This is a genomic window from Paraglaciecola sp. 25GB23A (assembly GCF_040012495.1).
Lineage (GTDB): Bacteria > Pseudomonadota > Gammaproteobacteria > Enterobacterales > Alteromonadaceae > Paraglaciecola.
In genome coordinates, this window is record NZ_JBDYKM010000001.1 from 606,274 (window position 1) to 626,252 (window position 19,979).

General features: G+C 41.7%; 17 protein-coding genes. 16 read left to right on the top strand and 1 reads right to left on the bottom strand.

Translation table 11 applies throughout. The annotated features are described in order from the left end of the window. The first annotated feature begins 55 nt into the window (after positions 1-55). The 16 genes from clpP to ABKW31_RS02710 all read left to right on the top strand — a co-directional run bounded on the left by clpP (position 56) and on the right by ABKW31_RS02710 (position 19,550). Positions 56-700, top strand: coding sequence for an ATP-dependent Clp endopeptidase proteolytic subunit ClpP (gene clpP / locus ABKW31_RS02635; protein ID WP_348614651.1), 645 nt, complete (start codon positions 56-58; stop codon positions 698-700). A gap of 99 nt (positions 701-799) precedes the next feature. Further along, the gene (gene clpX / locus ABKW31_RS02640) at positions 800-2,077 is read left to right on the top strand and encodes an ATP-dependent protease ATP-binding subunit ClpX (protein ID WP_348614652.1); all 1,278 of its coding nucleotides are present in this window, start codon (positions 800-802) and stop codon (positions 2,075-2,077) included. A 157-nt stretch (positions 2,078-2,234) separates the two neighbouring features. Continuing rightward, positions 2,235-4,601, top strand: a complete 2,367-nt coding sequence (lon, locus tag ABKW31_RS02645; RefSeq protein ID WP_348614653.1) for an endopeptidase La — start codon at positions 2,235-2,237, stop codon at positions 4,599-4,601. Between the two features lie 236 nt (positions 4,602-4,837). Continuing rightward, positions 4,838-5,110 (top strand): nucleoid-associated protein HU-beta, encoded by a 273-nt coding sequence (gene hupB / locus ABKW31_RS02650; RefSeq protein ID WP_068377879.1) that lies wholly within the window; start codon positions 4,838-4,840, stop codon positions 5,108-5,110. A 304-nt stretch (positions 5,111-5,414) separates the two neighbouring features. Beyond that, entirely contained in the window at positions 5,415-7,301 is a 1,887-nt protein-coding gene (locus ABKW31_RS02655; RefSeq protein ID WP_348614654.1) for a SurA N-terminal domain-containing protein, read from the top strand. Positions 7,302-7,799: 498 nt separating this feature from the next. After that, a complete protein-coding gene (gene ndk, locus ABKW31_RS02660) occupies positions 7,800-8,231 on the top strand; it encodes a nucleoside-diphosphate kinase (protein ID WP_348614655.1) in 432 nt (143 codons plus the stop codon). 188 nt (positions 8,232-8,419) lie between these two features. Further along, positions 8,420-9,565 carry a bifunctional tRNA (adenosine(37)-C2)-methyltransferase TrmG/ribosomal RNA large subunit methyltransferase RlmN gene (locus tag ABKW31_RS02665; protein WP_348614656.1) on the top strand — a complete coding sequence of 382 codons (1,146 nt, stop codon included), beginning with the start codon at positions 8,420-8,422 and terminating at the stop codon, positions 9,563-9,565. Positions 9,566-9,590: 25 nt separating this feature from the next. After that, positions 9,591-10,769, top strand: coding sequence for a type IV pilus biogenesis/stability protein PilW (gene pilW / locus ABKW31_RS02670; RefSeq protein ID WP_348614657.1), 1,179 nt, complete (start codon positions 9,591-9,593; stop codon positions 10,767-10,769). Between the two features lie 9 nt (positions 10,770-10,778). Continuing rightward, positions 10,779-11,702 carry a RodZ domain-containing protein gene (locus ABKW31_RS02675; protein WP_348614658.1) on the top strand — a complete coding sequence of 308 codons (924 nt, stop codon included), beginning with the start codon at positions 10,779-10,781 and terminating at the stop codon, positions 11,700-11,702. A 22-nt stretch (positions 11,703-11,724) separates the two neighbouring features. Next, a complete protein-coding gene (gene ispG, locus ABKW31_RS02680) occupies positions 11,725-12,843 on the top strand; it encodes a flavodoxin-dependent (E)-4-hydroxy-3-methylbut-2-enyl-diphosphate synthase (protein WP_348614659.1) in 1,119 nt (372 codons plus the stop codon). Between the two features lie 122 nt (positions 12,844-12,965). After that, the gene (gene hisS / locus ABKW31_RS02685; RefSeq protein ID WP_348614660.1) at positions 12,966-14,240 is read left to right on the top strand and encodes a histidine--tRNA ligase; all 1,275 of its coding nucleotides are present in this window, start codon (positions 12,966-12,968) and stop codon (positions 14,238-14,240) included. Positions 14,241-14,312: 72 nt separating this feature from the next. Next, on the top strand, positions 14,313-14,948 hold the full coding sequence (locus tag ABKW31_RS02690; protein WP_348614661.1) for a tetratricopeptide repeat protein: 636 nt from the start codon (positions 14,313-14,315) through the stop codon (positions 14,946-14,948). Next, on the top strand, positions 14,941-16,188 hold the full coding sequence (gene bamB / locus ABKW31_RS02695) for an outer membrane protein assembly factor BamB (RefSeq protein ID WP_348615181.1): 1,248 nt from the start codon (positions 14,941-14,943) through the stop codon (positions 16,186-16,188). Before ABKW31_RS02690 ends, bamB begins: the two co-directional genes overlap by 8 nt. A 96-nt stretch (positions 16,189-16,284) precedes the next feature. Next, the gene (gene der, locus ABKW31_RS02700; RefSeq protein ID WP_348614662.1) at positions 16,285-17,733 is read left to right on the top strand and encodes a ribosome biogenesis GTPase Der; all 1,449 of its coding nucleotides are present in this window, start codon (positions 16,285-16,287) and stop codon (positions 17,731-17,733) included. A 236-nt stretch (positions 17,734-17,969) separates the two neighbouring features. Next, the gene (locus ABKW31_RS02705) at positions 17,970-18,497 is read left to right on the top strand and encodes a DUF1439 domain-containing protein (protein ID WP_348614663.1); all 528 of its coding nucleotides are present in this window, start codon (positions 17,970-17,972) and stop codon (positions 18,495-18,497) included. A 66-nt stretch (positions 18,498-18,563) separates the two neighbouring features. Further along, the gene (locus ABKW31_RS02710) at positions 18,564-19,550 is read left to right on the top strand and encodes an LLM class flavin-dependent oxidoreductase (protein WP_348615182.1); all 987 of its coding nucleotides are present in this window, start codon (positions 18,564-18,566) and stop codon (positions 19,548-19,550) included. Positions 19,551-19,648: 98 nt separating this feature from the next. Here ABKW31_RS02710 and ABKW31_RS02715 read toward each other — a convergent pair whose 3' ends face one another. Beyond that, entirely contained in the window at positions 19,649-19,843 is a 195-nt protein-coding gene (locus ABKW31_RS02715; protein WP_348614664.1) for a bacterioferritin-associated ferredoxin, read from the bottom strand. Between the last annotated feature and the right edge of the window lie 136 nt (positions 19,844-19,979).

Genomic DNA, 19,979 nt, shown 5'->3' on the forward strand with positions numbered 1-19,979 from the left:
CTGCTTAAATGCTCGGTATTCCCCGAGCATTTTTATTTGTGAAGAATTCAAAAATATGATTATAAATCCTAGTAGTCCCAGTAATGCCCTTGTCCCAATGGTTGTTGAGCAAACCGCCAAAGGTGAACGCTCTTATGACATTTATTCACGTTTACTCAAAGAAAACGTAATATTCTTAGTTGGCCAAGTTGAAGATCACATGGCCAACCTGATTGTGGCGCAAATGTTGTTTTTAGAGGCAGAAAACCCTGAGAAAGATATTTTTCTCTATATAAACTCGCCAGGTGGTTCAGTTACTGCTGGCATGGCTATTTATGATACGATGAACTTTATCAAACCCGATGTTAGCACTGTATGTATCGGCCAAGCGGCGAGCATGGGTGCATTTTTATTGTCAGCTGGTGCCAAAGGTAAACGTTATTGTTTGCCCAATGCACGAGTGATGATTCATCAGCCTCTTGGCGGGTTTCAAGGCCAAGCATCTGATTTTGAAATTCATGCTAAAGAAATACTGTCTATTAAAGAAAAGATGAATCGCTTGATGGCCCAACATACGGGGCAAGATTATAAGAAAGTAGCTAAAGACACAGATCGTGACAATTTCTTGTCGGCGACAGATGCAATGGAATACGGTTTGGTTGACCAAGTGTTAACAAGTCGGCCAGACACAAATAAAAGTGATGTTAAGTCAGACAAGTAAACAATATTCTTGATATCGATCTAAAATTGACTCAAGTAAATCCTTTAGCAAAACTAGAATTTAGTTGAAGGATTGTCTCGAAATAGGAAAAGACATCAGATGAGTGAGAAAAAAAGCGGAAACGGTGATAGTAAACTTCTGTATTGTTCGTTTTGCGGTAAAAGCCAACATGAAGTCAGAAAACTAATTGCTGGTCCATCAGTGTTTATTTGTGATGAATGTGTTGATTTATGTAACGATATCATCCGTGAAGAAATCAAAGAGATAGCACCGAAGAAAAAGAAAGATCATTTACCCACGCCTAAAGAAATTCATAGTCATTTAGATGATTATGTCATAGGCCAAGAACATGCTAAAAAAGTATTAGCTGTGGCGGTCTATAACCATTACAAGCGTTTACGTAATGGTGACGTTCATGAGGGCGTTGAGTTAGGTAAAAGTAACATCTTATTGATCGGACCTACTGGTAGCGGTAAGACCTTGTTAGCTGAAACCTTAGCTCGCTTGTTGGACGTTCCTTTTACTATGGCTGATGCAACTACATTAACCGAGGCGGGGTATGTGGGTGAAGATGTTGAAAACATCATTCAAAAGCTATTACAAAAGTGTGATTACGATGTTGAAAAAGCCCAACGTGGTATCGTCTATATCGATGAGATAGATAAAATTTCACGTAAGTCTGATAATCCTTCAATCACTCGTGATGTATCCGGTGAAGGGGTGCAACAGGCATTATTGAAATTGATTGAAGGTACAGTGGCATCTGTGCCCCCTCAGGGTGGCCGTAAACATCCACAACAAGAATTTCTGCAGGTTGATACTTCAAAAATCTTATTTATCTGTGGTGGTGCTTTTTCAGGCTTGGATAAAGTTATTGAGCGACGTGCGCACAAAGGTACCGGTATCGGCTTTGGTTCAGAGATAAAGGATATGAACAGCAAATCCAAAGAGAGTGAGCTGTTTAAAAAAGTTGAACCAGAAGATTTAGTTAAATATGGTTTAATTCCTGAGTTTATTGGTCGATTGCCAGTGTTAACTAGCTTAGAAGAATTAAGCGAAGATGCCTTAGTGCAGATACTGCGTGAGCCTAAGAACGCCTTAACTAAGCAATATTCCGCTTTGTTTGGTATGGAAAACACGGAACTCGAATTTAGAGATGATGCCTTGCAAGCTATTGCTAAAAAAGCCATGAAACGTAAAACCGGGGCACGTGGTTTACGCTCTATTGTAGAGGCGGTGTTACTGGATACCATGTATGACTTACCCTCTATGACTAACGTAAGCAAAGTTGTCATCGACGAAGCGGTTATTCGTGGGGAGTCAAAACCTATTTTAATCTACGATAATTCTTCAGACAAAAAAGTCGCGTCAGAATAAATCGATAAAAGGCTCCTCTAGGAGCCTTTTTTATGGACTTATTTCACCTATTGAATATTTAACAACACGCTTTATTTATATTTTTATTTGAACTTTATCTGACCATCCCCATATAGTCTTAAAATATCCATCATTAATTATTAGTACGAGATTGAATATGACAAAAACGCGAGAAAATACCATTGAGATGCCGGTGCTAGCATTACGCGATGTCGTTGTATACCCGCATATGGTGATCCCGCTGTTTGTTGGTCGAGAGAAATCAATTCGTTGTTTAGAAGCAGCGATGGACAAAGACAAACAAATTTTTTTGGTCGCCCAAAAAGATGCCGGTGTTGATGAGCCGACTACCAATGACATATACACCTTTGGCACTATCGCCACGATTTTACAACTTCTGAAGCTACCTGACGGTACGGTTAAAGTACTAGTTGAGGGCAATCTGCGCGGTGAGATCGACGTTTTCACCTCTACAGAAGACTTTTTTGTCGCAGAAGTGGCCAGCAAAATAGATGAAGAAGTGGCGGAAAACGAGCAAGAAGTATTAGTTCGTTCTGCAATATCTCAGTTTGAAGGTTACGTTAAACTTAACAAAAAGATTCCACCTGAAGTTTTGACTTCCTTAAGTGGTATTGAGCAAGCTGCACGTTTGGCCGATACCATGGCTGCACATATGCCGCTTAAATTATTAGAAAAGCAGAAAGTATTAGAAATGCTCAGTGTTACAGAGCGTTTAGAGTATTTGATGGCGCTAATGGAAAGCGAAATAGACTTACTGCAAGTTGAGCGAAAAATTCGCACTCGTGTTAAAAAACAAATGGAAAAGAGCCAGCGAGAGTACTACCTCAACGAGCAAATGAAGGCCATTCAAAAAGAGTTGGGTGAGCTGGATGATGCACCTGATGAGTTCGAAACCTTAAGTCAAAAAATCAATGATGCAAAAATGCCTGAAGAAGCCAAGAAAAAGGCGACGGCAGAACTGAATAAACTCAAAATGATGTCACCTATGTCGGCTGAAGCCACAGTAGTGCGTAGCTATATCGATTGGTTGACTAATGTGCCATGGTCAAAACGCAGTGTGGTGAAAAAAGACCTTGCATTGGCTGATGAAGTTTTAAATTCAGACCACTATGGCTTAGATAAAGTCAAAGAACGGATCATTGAATATTTGGCCGTTCAACAGCGCGTCAAAAAATTAAAAGGTCCGATATTATGTTTAGTTGGACCACCTGGGGTAGGTAAGACCTCTTTGGGTCAGTCTATCGCTAAAGCGACCGGTCGTAAGTATGTACGTATGGCCTTGGGTGGCGTGCGTGATGAGGCTGAAATTCGCGGTCATCGCCGTACCTATATTGGCTCTATGCCAGGTAAAATAATTCAAAAAATGGCTAAAGTAGGGGTGAAAAATCCATTGTTTTTGTTAGATGAAATTGACAAAATCTCATCAGACATGCGTGGTGACCCTTCTTCTGCTTTGTTAGAAGTACTTGACCCTGAGCAAAACAGTGCCTTCAGTGATCACTACCTAGAAGTTGATTATGACCTTTCTGACGTTATGTTTGTGGCTACGTCGAATAGCATGGATATACCTGGTCCCTTGCTCGATCGTATGGAAGTTATTCGTTTATCTGGGTATACCGAAGACGAAAAGCTCAACATTGCCAAAGGTCACCTGATTGACAAACAAATTTCACGCAATGGCCTAAAAGCATCCGAATTGACCATCGAAGAAGATGCAATCGTAGGCATAATTCGCTATTACACTCGTGAAGCGGGGGTCCGCAGTTTAGAACGTGAAATATCTAAAATCTGCCGCAAAGCAGTGAAAAAAATATTGCTTGAGAAAGGCACCAAACAAGTTGTGGTTAATCAAAAGAACCTCAACCAATATTTAGGTGTGCAACGTTTTGATTATGGAAAAGCGGACAAAGAGAATCAAGTTGGCCAAGTTACTGGATTAGCTTGGACTCAAGTAGGTGGCGAGTTATTAACTATTGAAACTCAATCCGTAGTGGGTAAAGGTAAAACAACCTTTACTGGTTCTTTGGGTGAAGTGATGCAAGAGTCGATTCAGACAGCGATGACTGTAGTGCGCAGTCGTGCTGAAAAATTGCGTATCAATCCGGATTTTCATGAAAAACGCGATATTCACGTGCATGTACCTGAAGGTGCTACCCCCAAAGATGGTCCCAGTGCTGGTATCGCGATGTGTACTGCACTTGTGTCTACCTTAACCGGCAATCCAGTACGCTGTGATGTGGCCATGACGGGTGAGATTACTCTACGCGGTGAAGTATTGGCTATTGGCGGATTAAAAGAAAAACTTTTGGCCGCTCATCGAGGTGGCATTAAAACGGTTATCATTCCTAAAGACAACGAACGAGACCTAGAAGAGATACCTGAGAACGTGAAAAGAGACCTTTCTATTCATCCCGTGCAATGGATTGATGAGGTGTTATCTCTGGCTTTAGCTGAAGATCCGGAGAGATTTTCGCCAGTAATTAAAGAAGAGGTCAAAAAATAACCGTAAAACACAAGTTTTTTTAATTTTTTTGTCTGAAAGGGCTTCACTATGTAAAAAGTTATGGTAGCCTTTCAAACAGATTCGCTTTAAGCCTTATCACAAAAGGGATGGAGACGATTCATAAAAGTTAATTATTTGTAAATTTATGCTTGAAGTTAGAATTCAAGCTTGCTATAACACTTCGGCATCGTATTTTGCGAGCCAACAGTATAATAACAATTGAAGGGGTTCATATTGTGAATAAGTCTCAACTTATTGATTCTATCGCTGCAAGTGCAGACATTTCTAAAGCCGCAGCAGGACGTGCACTAGATGCATTAACTGATGCAATTACATCAGCACTTAAAGACGGTGACCAAGTTGCATTGGTTGGTTTCGGGACTTTCGCTGTTCGCGAGCGTGCTGCTCGTAGTGGTCGTAATCCGCAAACTGGTGAGACTATCCAGATTTCTGCAGCTAAAGTACCTTCGTTCAAAGCTGGTAAAGCATTAAAAGACGCTTGTAACTAAGCAACGCAAAAACTCTAGAAAGGCGATGATTTATCATCGCCTTTTGTTTATCTGCGGTTTGTCAGCAATAACACCCTATTTTTACCCTAAGCGGCGTAATCCCCTGTTAATAAATTGAATTGATTGATATATAATCCCTCGCGTTTATCACTGAGTTGGTTGTCGGATTGTAGCAATCCAAAATATCAAAGCCATGTCGGTGGCATGTTAATAGCAAATCCGATTGGGGCAACTCCTTGGGTTAAAACAGTAGTCGCTACACTGCCTTATCAATAACAGCTCATTTTGGAGTTTGGAACATATTATGTTGGAAAGAATTAGAGAAGGATCACAAGGCACTGGCGCCAAGGTTATCCTAGGATTAGTCATCTTTAGCTTTGTATTTGCCGGTATCGGTAGCTATATCAATTCATCGATTAATTCTGCGGCCGCAACGGTTAACGGACAAGACATTAGTCGCGATGCGTTGGAGAAAGCGTATCAAAATAAACGGGCGCAAATGGAATCGCAATACGGCGAGGCGTTTAGTGCACTTGCTGGAGATGCCAACTATCTACAGGAGTTTAGAAGAAGCGTATTAGACCAATTAGTCAGTGAAAAATTGATCGACCAAGCTGCCCTTGAATTAGGTTTACGGGTAAGTGATGCACAAATAAAGCAAACTATTGTGCAGATGGAAGAGTTTCAAATTGACGGTAAATTTGATAACGATCGTTATTTGGTTGTCTTACGCACAGCGGGATTTCAGCCAAATAGTTTTAGAGACTTTATGCGTACTCGCATAACACGTGAGCAACTATCAAAAGCCTTAATCGGTACTGAGTTTGCTTTACCTGGTGAGGCGACATTAGCTTATGACTTGCAGGCACAAACTCGTGATGCAAAATATTTGACAGTAAGCGCCGCTGGATTTGAACAGCAAGTCAATGTTTCTGATGAACAGATTGAAACTTATTATCAGACAAATATTGCGAGTTTCGATACTGAACAAAAAGTCAGTGTTGCTTATGTTGAGTTAACTTTAGATGACTTGTTACCGACGATCGATGTCACAGAACAAGAATTGGAAGATGAATATCAAGCTTCCATCGCTAACTACAAAACAGAGGAAGAACGCAGGGTGTCGCATATTCTTTTAGAGTTTGGCGATGATGAAGCTGCAGCTCAAAGCAAAATTGAAGATATTCTCTCTCAAGTTAAAGCCGGGAAAGATTTTGCAGAGCTAGCGAAGGAATTTTCTGTTGATACTTTTAGCGCAGAGAAAGGTGGAGACATCGATTGGTTTGGTAAAGGCATGATGGACCCTGCGTTTGAGCAAGCCGCTTATTCACTAGCATCTATTGGTGATGTTAGCGATGTAGTCAAAAGTGATTTTGGTTTTCACATTATTAAATTGACTGACATCAAAGCAGAGACAACCATGGCGTTTGCTGATGTAAAAGATGAGATAGCAAATCGAGTAAAAATGCGTAAAGGGGAAGAAGAATTATATTCCCTGCAACAACGTATGGCCGAAGTCGCATTTGAAATTCCAGATCATTTAGATGAAGTCGCCGCGGTAGCTAACAAACCGATTATTACCACTGAGTTATTTACTCGTACAGCGCCACCTGAAGCTCTTTCTTCAGCTAAAGCGCTTAATGCTGCCTTTGATGTTGATATTATCGACCAGGGTGTTAACAGTGACCTGATTGATTTGGGTGACAATCGCTTAATGGTTTTGCGTGTTGTTAATAATGAAGCTGAGAGAACCAAAGAGTTAACTGAAGTCTCGGCGAGCATTAAACAGATTTTAGTTAAAGAAATGTCACTATCTGCTGCAAGAGAATGGGCACAGAGTCTATTAACCGGTATCCGTGCTGGCGAAGATATTAGTGAACAATTGGCGAGCAAAAACATTGCTTGGCAAGAAAAACAATCTGTGGCACGTACTGACTCAGAATTAGGTCAAAATGTGTTGACTGAGTTATTTAAATTAAGTGAAGACAGTGCTAACAATACCGCAGTGGTTGATACGCTGAGTGGTGATGTTACCTTGGTGCAAGTAACCAAAATTAATGCCGCTGCTACACCTGAGTCATTGCAAATTGATAATTTCCAGCGTCGTTTGGCGTCGAATAAAGCGCAGCTTTTATATACCGAGTGGTTGGAATCATTGAAGGCTTCAGCTGAAATCGAAATTTATAACTAGTTAAGCATTTTTCAAAAAGTAATACAGAGGGAGCCTATGGCTCCCTTTTTACGTTTACAATCGGGTTAACCACATCATCACTATATAAAATACCGCAACAACTGAAGAAAAAGCCAGAATATAAACGAAACCCTTGCGACCTTGGCCGAGGCTATAGCCTCTTATATTTAAGTAGGCGAACCAGAGAATACAAAGGATAAGGGGTAGTAAAAATAAAAATTTAATCAACTTCACTCTCCGATTAGCAAAATAGAAAACTAAGGTGTTTTGCCACTATATTATCATTACTTTTTTTAGAAACCGTGCAAATAGATAACATTTTCTCTTTTAAAATACCTAGATAGTTTACAAGTAGTGGATTAAATTATCATGTTATTGAGTGACTTATTAAAAATTCTAGGGATTCATTAGGCATTTAAGCACATATTGCATATAATCCGCGCGAAAATTTTGTCACCCCCCACGTGGGTACTTTTAAATTAATATGGAGTCCAGAAAATGGCTTTAGAGCGCACTTTCTCAATTATCAAACCCGATGCAGTTGCAAAAAACGTTATCGGTGCAATATACAACCGTTTTGAGTCTGCAGGTTTAAGAATCGTTGCAGCTAAAATGTTGCATTTAAGCAAAGAGCAAGCTGAAGGATTTTACGCTGAACACAGCGCTCGTCCGTTCTTTGGTGCACTTGTTAGTTTTATGACTTCTGGTCCTGTTATGATCCAAGTATTAGAAGGCGAAAACGCCGTTCGTAAAAATCGTGAAATCATGGGTGCAACTAACCCTGCTGAAGCGTTTGCTGGCACCCTACGTGGTGACTATGCAGCTTCTATCGACGAAAATGCGTGTCACGGTTCTGACGCTGCAGAATCAGCAGCTCGTGAAATAAATTACTTTTTTACTGATGAAGAGTTGTGCCCACGCACTCGTTAATCTTTGTTAGTGCTTAAGTAAAAAGGGAGCTTAGGCTCCCTTTTTTGTATTATATATCGACCTATTTTGTGCCTTTAACTGAGACGTTAAGTAGAAGTATTGATAGCGATTTGCTTTCGCTATTTAAAAATCTGTGTTCAAGCTGGTATACTATACCGTTGGAACAAAATCATATATTGAGGTTGCTTGTGTCTGCTCAAATACCGTTGGCTAATGCCAACAAAACGAATCTGCTTGACTTTGATCGCGCAGGCCTGCGCGCTTATTTTAGTGAAATTGGTGAAAAGCCATTTCGCGCTGACCAAGTGATGAAGTGGATTTATCAGCAAGGGATCGCTGATTTTGAGCAAATGACTAACCTGAACAAAGTACTGCGCACAAAATTAATCGCAAATTGTGAAGTACGAGCACCTGAAATTGCTTATCAACAAAATGCCACTGATGGCACAATTAAATTTGCCTTACGCTTAGAGGGTGGGCAAGAAGTAGAAACAGTTTGGATCCCAGATGGCGATAGAGCCACCTTGTGTGTTTCTTCGCAAGTAGGCTGTGCTCTCGAATGTACCTTTTGTTCTACTGCTCAACAGGGCTTTAATCGTAATTTAAAAGTGTCAGAAATAATCGGTCAAGTGTGGCGCGTGGCCACAACTATAGGTTTATCAAATGACTCTCAACGTCGACCTATTACTAATGTAGTCATGATGGGGATGGGTGAGCCCCTGTTGAATTTAAAAAATGTTATTCCCGCTATGAATTTAATGATGGACGACTTAGCTTTTGGTTTGTCTAAACGCCGCGTCACTCTGAGCACTTCAGGGGTTGTGCCCGCGTTAGATCTGTTAGGTGATCAAATTGACGTGGCATTAGCCGTTTCTTTGCACGCACCCAATGATGAGCTGCGTGATGAAATTGTACCCGTGAACAAAAAATATCCCATCCAAGTGCTTTTAGCGGGTGTGCGTCGTTATTTGGCCAAATCTAATGCTAACCAAGGAAAGGTGACTATCGAGTATGTCATGCTCAATGGTATTAACGATAGTACCGATCAGGCGCATGAGTTGGCGAAGGTCTTAGCCGATACCCCGAGTAAAATAAACCTGATCCCATTTAATCCATATCCAGGTTCTCCCTATACTTGTTCAAGCAATTCACGAATTGACCGCTTTGCTAAAGTCCTTATGAGTTATGGTTTTGTGGTGGTTGTGCGCAGAACACGCGGGGATGATATTGATGCCGCATGCGGACAATTAGTGGGTGAAGTTGTAGATAGAACAAAAAGAATGTTGAAAAAACAACTTAAGGGAGAGAATATTTCGATAAAGATGGCACAATAGCTTTTTTAAAAATCGAACGAGCACAATGAAATATTCTATTATCCTACTATGCCTTATATTTGTGACACTCGTTGGATGTACTAGTCAGACTAGTCATCCAAGTTTTGGCGATGATTTTGATCAGAAGAAAGCGGCTAAAACTCGTGTTTCTCTGGGATTAACATACCTAAAAAACGGCAATTTTAGTCAGGCTAAATATAATTTAGACAAGGCTCTAGAGTTTGCGCCACGCTCAGCTGACGCACATTATGGTTTAGCCTACTATTATCAAACCGTTGGTGAAATGGCTTCGGCAGAAACGTCCTTTCAAACAGCCATGGATTTCGAGCCCAACAATGCAGATATCGCTAATAGTTACGGGGCTTTTTTGTGCCAATTAGGCAAATACCCCAAAGCCAAAGAGTATTTTCTAAAGGCGATAAACAACAATAGCTATATTTCCAGTGCCGAAACCTATGAAAATCTAGCTTTATGTAGCCAAAGTCAAGGCTATCAGGCGGATGCTTCTGAGTATTTGCGCAGTGCGGTTAATCACCAACCAGGCAGAGCCAAAAGCCTGTTTTTACTAACCCAATCTTTGGTCATTGAAAAGAAATGGCTAGAGGCTAGGGAAGTACTAAGAAAATATGAAAAAGTCGCACAAATCAGTGCTGATACTTTGCTGCTTTCCAGTCGCATTGAACGAGAGTTGGGCAATCTCTCTATCGCTGCCAGTTATGGTGACATGTTATTAAAAATTTACCCTGATTCTGCTGCGAGTCAGCGCTACAAAGAAGAACTGTTGGCGCAAACGTCAGCGCCACTGCCAGTAGCACGAAAATCAATTAAACTTGAAGTACCAGAGCAACAAGCACAGATTCAAGCAGCGCCAGAGCAAGAGACAGAAGCAACACCCGAGCTTTCACCCGAGCTTTCACCCGAGCTTTCACCCGAACCCACATATGAAAGTGAGACAGTCTCAGCAGTCGTGCCAGACGCCATTGAAAAAGTCGAAGCGGTGCAGGAACAAGCCACTACCAGTGCTGAAACTTTACCGCTGTTCCATGAAGTGAAAGCTGGGGAAAATTTGTATCGAATTTCACTGCAATACAACATTAAAATGCAACGTCTGATAGAATGGAACGGATTAAATAATGCATCTGATATTTATGCCGGTAAAAAGTTGCGTCTCGTGTCTCCTGATTCTACCAGTCTTAAAGAGTAAAATAATAATATGAGTGAAGATCTACAAGAGCAACCCCAGATTAGTCCTGGCTTATTGTTACAAACTGCCAGAGAAGGGCTAAAGCTTAGTACCCAAAATATTGCTGATAGATTGTGTTTAAAAAATGGCTTGATTCAGGATATTGAATCAGACACTTATGATCCAGATATCTCACTGACCTATATTAAAGGCTACTTAAAGTTGTATGCCAAACAAGTTGGTGTGCCAGAAGTAGCGGTCATTAGTGCGTTTGACAACCTAAAAACCCAGAAAAAAGAGCCGGCTAAATTACAAAGCTTTTCCAAACGATTAGCTCATCAAGCTCATGACGATAAATTAATGTTAGTGACTTACCTAATTGTTGGCCTGGTTATCGCGTTGGTCGTTATATGGTGGTTTCAGCAAAGTGATAGTCCTTCAGTGGTCACAAACCAAGGGAATACTTCACTTTCACAAAGCATCGAGATGCCTGCCCAAACTTTGCAAACGGACGAGGTCCAAGAATTAGACGCTGCAGAAGCAAGTTTCACGAATCAAGAAGATTTGATGCTGGATGACAGTGATTCCGTGCCGAGCAATAGCGTCATAGAGTCAGCTAATGACGTTATGACTCAAGAGGCTGTTGCTGACTTTGAATTATCGCCTAGTCGTCAACAAAGTTTAGTCGAAGAAACTGAATCACTGGCACCCGTTGAGGTGGTATTTACTTTTAAGAGTGATTGTTGGATGAAATTAACCGATGGAACAGGTGAAGATATTGCCTATGGTACCAAGGTTAAAGGTAGAGTGATGAGCGTGTCGGGTGTCCCGCCTTTTTCCGTCATACTCTGCTCACCAGAGGGTGCTGAGATTAACTATGTAGGTCAAATGGTTGACTTGTCTGGATTCCGTTCTGGTAGTACAGCTAAGTTTACCTTACCTTTTTCTGAATAATTGAGGTTTAAGAAATCTAATTATGTTCGCTGAATCGCCAATCAAACGTCGAAAATCAACACGTATTTATGTCGGTAACGTGCCCATCGGTGACGGTGCGCCTATTGCTGTGCAATCAATGACAAATACCCTAACAACTGATGTTGCTGCGACTGTTGCACAAATTAATCGAATTCAAGCTGTCGGTGGTGATATTGTCAGGGTATCAGTGCCAACGATGGACGCTGCTGAAGCATTTAAACTAATTAAACAGCAAGTTAATATTCCCCTCATTGCCGATATTCATTTTGATTACCGCATTGCCTTAAAAGTGGCTGAATACGGGGTTGATTGCTTGCGCATTAACCCTGGTAATATTGGTAGCATGGACCGTGTTAGGTCGGTAGTTGATTGCGCTCGCGACATGGGTATTCCAATTCGCATTGGTGTAAACGGTGGTTCACTTGAAAAAGACTTGCAGGAAAAATACGGTGAACCGACGCCGCAAGCCTTAGTAGAATCGGCTATGCGCCATGTAGATATTCTAGATAAACTTAATTTTTATCAGTTTAAAGTCAGTGTTAAGGCCTCTGATGTGTTTCTCGCCGTTGGTGCTTATCGCGAATTAGCGAAACGTATAGACCAGCCCCTGCATTTAGGTATCACCGAAGCAGGCGGTCTGCGAGCTGGAGCAGTAAAAAGTTCAGTCGGTTTAGGCATGTTATTAGCCGAAGGCATTGGCGATACGATTCGAATTTCATTGGCGGCTGATCCGGTTGAAGAAATTAAAGTCGGTTTTGACATACTTAAATCCCTAAGAATACGCTCCAGAGGCATTAATTTTATTGCTTGCCCAAGTTGTTCACGGCAAGAGTTTGATGTTATCAGTACGGTAAATGCTTTAGAGCAGCGACTCGAAGACCTATTGACGCCAATGGATGTGTCGATTATTGGTTGCGTTGTCAATGGCCCTGGTGAAGCAGAAGTGTCAGATATTGGTTTGACAGGCGCCCGCAATATGAGTGGTTATTATGTCGATGGTCAACGTCAGAAAGAGCGGTTATCTAATGATGATCTGGTCGATCAGCTTGAAAAGCGTATTAGAGCAAAAGCCGCGCAAATTGACCAAAAAAATCAAATACAAATCAAACTGGTTAATTAAAGCCTAATCCTTGTTAAATAAGGACAATAACAGCGTATTTTTGCCCCGCAATATTTTACGTTTGAGTACAAAGTCCCTATAATGCGGGGCTTTTTTAAATCAGTTCAAAGAGATTATTGTCAGTGTCAAAACAAATTCAGGCTATTCGAGGAATGAATGATTGTCTACCGAGTCAAACCGGTCTATGGCAGTTTGTAGAATCTGTTATCCGTCAAGTGGTAGCGAGCTATGGTTATCAAGAAATTCGTACTCCGATTGTTGAAAGTACCTCTTTGTTCAAACGATCAATTGGTGAAGTGACTGATATTGTTGAAAAAGAAATGTATACCTTTGCTGACCGCAATGACGAAAGCATAACATTGCGTCCAGAGGGCACGGCCAGCGTTGTGCGTGCCGGCAATGAACATGGTTTACTGTACAACCAACAGCAACGTCTTTGGTATATGGGGCCGATGTTTCGCTATGAGAAACCGCAAAAAGGCCGCTACCGGCAATTTCATCAATTCGGTTTAGAGGCCTTTGGTTTGGCTGGACCCGATATTGATGCGGAAGTCATTTTGTTAAGTCATCGTTTATGGCAACGTTTTGGTATCACAGAGCATGTTAGTTTAGAAATCAATTCTTTAGGCTCTAATCAGGCTAGAGCAGATTACAAAGAAAAATTAGTCGCATTTTTACATACTCGCCAAGACGAACTAGATGAAGACAGTTTGCGTCGCCTTGAAAGTAACCCTTTGCGAGTATTAGACAGTAAAAACCCACAAGTACAGGCCGTAGTAAAAGACGCCCCTAAGTTGATTGATTGTCTAGATGAAGAGTCTGCGCAACATTTTACTGCATTGTGTGAACGATTAGACAGTTTTGGTATCCAATATCGGGTTAATCCTAGTCTAGTGCGTGGTTTAGATTATTATAATCGCACGGTATTTGAATGGGTAACCCAGAGTTTGGGTGCTCAAGGTACTGTTTGTGCCGGTGGACGTTACGACGGCTTGGTGGAACAACTAGGTGGTAAATCAACAGCAGGTGTAGGCTTTGCGATTGGGCTTGAGCGTTTGGTGCTTATGCTGGAAACGCTCAATCTAGATAACAAAGTGGCAGCACCGGTTGATATTTACGTGACCTCATTAGATGCCTCTGTTGAAACCTATGCGTGGCAAATAACAGAGCAAATAAGAGATGTACTGCCTGACATGCGAGTAATGAATCATTGCGGCGCCGGAAACATCAAAAAACAAATGAAAAAAGCCGATGCCAGCGGTGCCAAGTTGGCCTTGTTGATTGGCGGTGGTGAGTTACAAGAACAACGCGTTACGATTAAATACTTGCGTGAGCAACAAGAGCAAGTATCTATACCACGTGGTGATATTATTCAATTTTTACAGCGATACTTTTAAGTCAGTTGTACAAAATTTAGGTTTAAAATAACAACGCTTAACCATGAGCGAGAGTAGTAAGAGGAATATTTGATGGAACGTTACGAAACAGAAGAACAACAAGTCGAAGCAATCAAGCGTTTTTGGAAGGAAAATGGCATGGCTCTGGCCATTGGTGCCGTTCTTGGATTGGGCGGCTTGTATGGCTGGCGTTGGTATAACGAGCAACAAATTGAAGCGCAAGAAAGTGCCTCTTTTGCCTATGAAAAAGCCTCTACCAATCTGAGTGAAAATGAAAAAGGCTATAGTCAAGCACAAGCCTATGTTACTGAGCACAGTGATACTGGTTACGCCTATTTGATGTCGCTAGAATTGGCGCAAAAAGCCATAGAGCGTAAGGATTTATCCGAAGCAAGCAAACAATTAAGATTTGTGGTGAGCAATGCTGACATATCTACGATTAAAGCCATTGCCAGTATTCGTCTAGCTCGCGTACAGATTGAGCAAGGTCAATTTGAAGAAGCACTGAAAAGTGTGGAAGCAGTGGTAGATGAGGCGTTTGCCGGACAAGTACATGAAGTCAAAGGTGATGTGTATTTAGCGCAACAGCTTTTTGATAAAGCACGTGCGGCCTATAGCGCTGCTTTAGAGAAAAACAGTAATGATCGATTATTAAAAATGAAATTAGATAGCTTGACCAGTGTCACGGCTGTTGCAGCGAATGGGTAAGGTGAATAAATTGAAATTGCCCATTTATTCATTGCTGGTTGTTTCTATCCTGACATTGTCAGGGTGTTCAACGATTGCTGATTGGTTCTCTGACGATGAGGAAATTGCCATCCGTCGTCTGCAGCCCATTCAAGCTTTATTTACCCCCAAGATCCTTTGGCAAGAAGATATGGGCAGTGGTGTTGGTCATTATTACTCGAGACTTGAACCCGCTTTGGCTTATGGCAATATTTATGCGGCTAATCGTCAAGGGTTAGTGGCGGCCTATGATCAAAAAACGGGTAAAGAAATTTGGACCCGTAATTTTGCCATTTATCCTAATACCGGCTTAACCTCTGGCCTTAAAAAGTTATGGTCAGATGGCCTACCGGCAAAAATATCGGGCGGTGTTAGCATTGCTTATGAAACTGTGTTTTTCGGGACTGAAAATGGCGAAGTAATTGCGCTTGATGCGAAAAACGGCAAGCTAAAGTGGCAGGTCAGTGTTAAAGGTGAAGTTATCGCCGCACCTGCCATAGACGAAGGCATTGTGGTATTAAATACCGGTTCTGGCATGGTCTTCGCGCTAGACGCAAGTAATGGCGAAACAGTGTGGACCTACGAATCAGAGGTTCCGCCCTTGTCGTTACGTGGTGTATCTGCGCCTGCTGCTGTTGGTGGTGGTGCAATCATTGGCACTGCAACCGGTAAGTTAGTGGTTAATATACTTGAAAGTGGTCAGACAGCTTGGGAACAAGTTATCACCTCAGCCAGCGGTGTCACTGAGTTGGAGCGTATCGTTGATATCGACAGTCAACCTCTAGTCTCTGCCGGTATCATTTATGTTATTACCTATGATGGGTCGTTGGCTGCGGTAGAAATGCGCAGTGGCCGCATCATTTGGAAACGCGATTATAAATCTTATCGTCGCTTAACCATTGCTGGTTCTACGTTGTTTGTGGTTGATTCTAATAGCAATCTTTATGCTTTAGATGGCCGCAATGGTGTTGAATTGTGGAGCCAAGGTAAGTTAAAACAAAGATTACTGACATCAGCAGTGCCAGTAGGAGAATACTTAGTGGCTGGCGATAAATACGGCTTTTTACATTGGTTTAATCAGTCTGACGGCAAAATAGTATCAAGAATTGCTGTCGGCGATGACGATGAAGATGAGAGTATTTACAGTGCCCCTGTGGTTGATGGCAATGTCATTTATACCCAAACGCGCGACGGCAAATTAGTGGCAGTGCAAACGCCCTAATTATGTTGTTATAGCCGATAAGCGGCTAATAATTTTGAAATTTTTAATTGGCTTGGATACGTATCCGAGCCTTTTTTGTCTATAGGATAGTCATTTATGTTACCGGTTGTTGCTCTTGTAGGTCGTCCAAATGTTGGTAAGTCGACGTTGTTTAATCGATTAACACGTACGCGTGATGCCTTAGTTGCTGATTTTCCGGGGCTGACTCGTGATCGCAAATATGGTCAGGCAAAATATGAAAGTCTGCAATTTATTGTGGTTGATACGGGGGGTATAAGCGGTAACGAACAAGGTATCGATATGGCCATGGCGGAACAATCACTATTAGCCATTGTTGAAGCCGATGTTGTGTTGTTTTTAGTGGACGCTCGTAGCGGAATGACGGCGGCCGATCAAGGTATTGCTAATCATCTTCGCAAACAAGAAAAGCCAGTTTACGTGGTCGCCAACAAAGTCGATGGTATCGATGGTGATAGTGAAAGTGCAGATTTTTACGCCTTAGGTTTAGGCACTGTCAGTCAAATCGCAGCAGCCCATGGTCGCGGTGTATCTCAGTTGCTCGAGCTCGCCTTAAAACCTCTGGAAACTGCATTTCCAGAAATGGTCATTCCAGAAGTTGAAGAAAGCCAAGAAGAGTTGGATGCTGAAGCTCAACTCGAAAAATTACAAAATTTACCGATAAAGTTGGCTTTGGTCGGTAAACCTAATGTGGGTAAGTCTACCTTAACCAATCGCATTTTAGGTGAAGATAGGGTGGTAGTGTATGACGAGCCAGGCACCACTCGTGACAGTATTTTTATTCCCATGGAGCGTGATGGTCGAGAATATATTCTGATTGATACGGCTGGTGTAAGACGCCGTAAAAATATATCCGAAGCGGTTGAAAAGTTCTCTATCGTCAAAACTCTGCAAGCCATTGAACAGGCAAATGTGGTGTTATTGGTGGTCGATGCCCAAGAGGGCTTGACCGATCAGGACCTCAGTTTATTGGGCTTTGTGCTAAACGCCGGACGCTCATTAGTGGTCGCGGTTAATAAATGGGATGGTTTAGGCAAAGATGTAAAAGAAGAAATAAAACGTGAACTTGATCGTCGTTTAGGTTTTATCGATTTTGCTCGTATTCACTTTATATCAGCCTTGCATGGAACCGGTGTAGGCCATTTGTTTGAGTCAGTGCAGGAAGCCTATGCTTCAGCCACCAAACGCATTAATACGGCAATGCTGACGCGTATTATGGATATGGCGCAAGATGATCATCAACCTCCAATGGTTCGTGGGCGCAGAGTTAAAATGAAATATGCCCATGCTGGTGGATATAATCCTCCTTTAATTGTGGTGCACGGTAACCAAGTTAAAGACTTGCCCGATTCTTATAAACGTTATTTGATCAATTACTTCCGTAAATCACTTAAAATAATGGGTACGCCCATTAAAGTTGAATTCCGCGAAGGGGCTAACCCATTCGAGAATAAACAAGACTTTATGACTGATTCACAACGTCGTAAACGTAATCTGTTAATGCGCATGCATAAAAAGAGTAAATAACTCTTCATTTATACCCTTAGCTATTTATATAAAATAAAAGAGCCCGCAACAATGTTGTGGGCTTTTTGTTTTGCGGAGCAAGGTAATTAACTCCTGTATATTGCAATACTGCGCCTATCTCATTCTTTCTATTGAAATGACACGAAGTAAAGCAATTGTGTGATATAAATCGAGGGGGTATTTTTATGGTTGAATGTTGTTAAATAATCAACCGACTTAAAACGGAGTTGTTCTACTTGAAAAATTGGTTTTTATGGCTTGCGTTAGCCGCGCACTCGTCCTGGGCAAGTGCATTGACTTATACCGTCAATATATCGCAACAAGAATTGCAATCTAAGGTAGAAGCCTTGATGCCGATTGAAAAAACCAAACTATTTGTTACGGTAATATTGTCAAATCCGCGCATCGAATTAGCTGAAAGTAGCAATGAAATTGGCCTATTCAGTCGTATATTAATTTCTGCTCCTGGTGGATTAGGCGGGCAGGGGGCGATTAAACTCACAGGCTCATTATTGTATGATGCCGACCAAGGGGCGTTTTTCTTGAATAATCCCCAGATCCAATCCATAGAGTCAAAGGATGTGGCGGCTAAGCATCTAGACAAAGTGCAGCAGATTGCGCAACTCGCTCTTGAACAGTATCTATCGGCTAAACCTATTTATCGCTTTAAAGACGACAACATGAAACACAAATTGGCTAAAGCCGTATTACAATCTGTCACGGTTGAAAACCAACAATTAGTGGTAGAACTTACTGTTTTTTAGCCTGTCACTTGTAATTTGAGCCACTACCCCAATTTCTATCAACGAAATGCCTCAATAAATGAAACCATTATGCTCCCATACTCTTTACTTGATCTCGCTCCAATCAATCAAGGTGGCTCCGTTGCCCAGGCATTAAATAATAGCCGTAGAATGGCGGTAGTAGCCGAGCAATGCGCATATCAAAGAGTGTGGTTAGCTGAACATCACGGTATGCAAGGGGTAGCGAGTTCGGCGACAGCTTTAGTTATTGGCCATATTGCCTCAGCGACAAAAAATATTCGAGTAGGGTCGGGCGGAATTATGCTACCCAACCACTCTCCTTTGGTGATTGCAGAACAATTTGGCACCCTTGAGGCGCTGTATCCAGGACGTATTGATATAGGCTTAGGCCGAGCGCCGGGAAGTGATATGGCAACCGCCAGAGCACTGCGCCGTGACCTCAATTCACCCGTCGACGATTATCCGCAGAGTATTCGTGAATTACAGGGCTTTTTAGGACCCTCAAAGGGCGAGGCAGCAATTCATGCCGTGCCGGGTCAAAACAGTAATATTCCCCTGTGGCTGCTTGGTTCGAGTTTATACAGCGCCCAGTTAGCCGCGAGTATGGGTCTACCCTATTCCTTTGCCTCACACTTTGCACCTGATCAACTGTATGATGCCTTAAGTATTTATCGACACCATTTTAAGCCTTCTAAGCAAAGCCAAAGCCCCTACGTTTCTGCGGGCTTAATGGCGGTTGTTGCGCAAAGTGACGAACAAGCCCAATACCTATTTACTTCAGTACAACAGCAATTTATTAAGATGCGCCGTGGGGTAAATCAGGCTTTTTCAGCTCCCGTAGACTCTATCGTGGGTCTTTGCTCTGAGGCAGAAAGGTTGATGATTAACCATACTTTGCAGTACGCACTAGTGGGCAGTCAAGCAACAGTGAAAGCAAAATTAGCGCAATTTTTAGCCGCCACACAAGTCGATGAAATTATTGTTTCAATGCCTATTTTTGATATTGAAGCTCGCTTGAAAAGCGTGGAATTATTCGCAGAATGTATGACTTGAACAGTGGAATAGCAAACTTTAGATAAGTTGCAAAAAGAGTTATTGGCAAAGCTAAGTCATAAAACGAAAGATGTGCTAACAGCACCAAGGGATGGTTATTAGCACACTTCTTTGAAAAGAGATTCATCAATAATGGTATTGTCGATTATGCTTTGCGCCATTTGAATACAACGACCACATTGGCTACCAACACCCAAATGATGCTTTAACTGACGCACGTTACCAATACCTTCTTCTCGAACGGCTTGTTTAATTGCTTTATCAGTAATACCGTGACACAAACAAACGTACATATTTGCTCCTCCAACTCCAGATGCAAATAATAATAATTGTCATTTAGATAAAGATCAAGTATTAAATTGTTGAATAAATAAACATAAAAATAATTGTGCGTTACGATTCCACACTTACTAAAATTAGTTTGCAGTT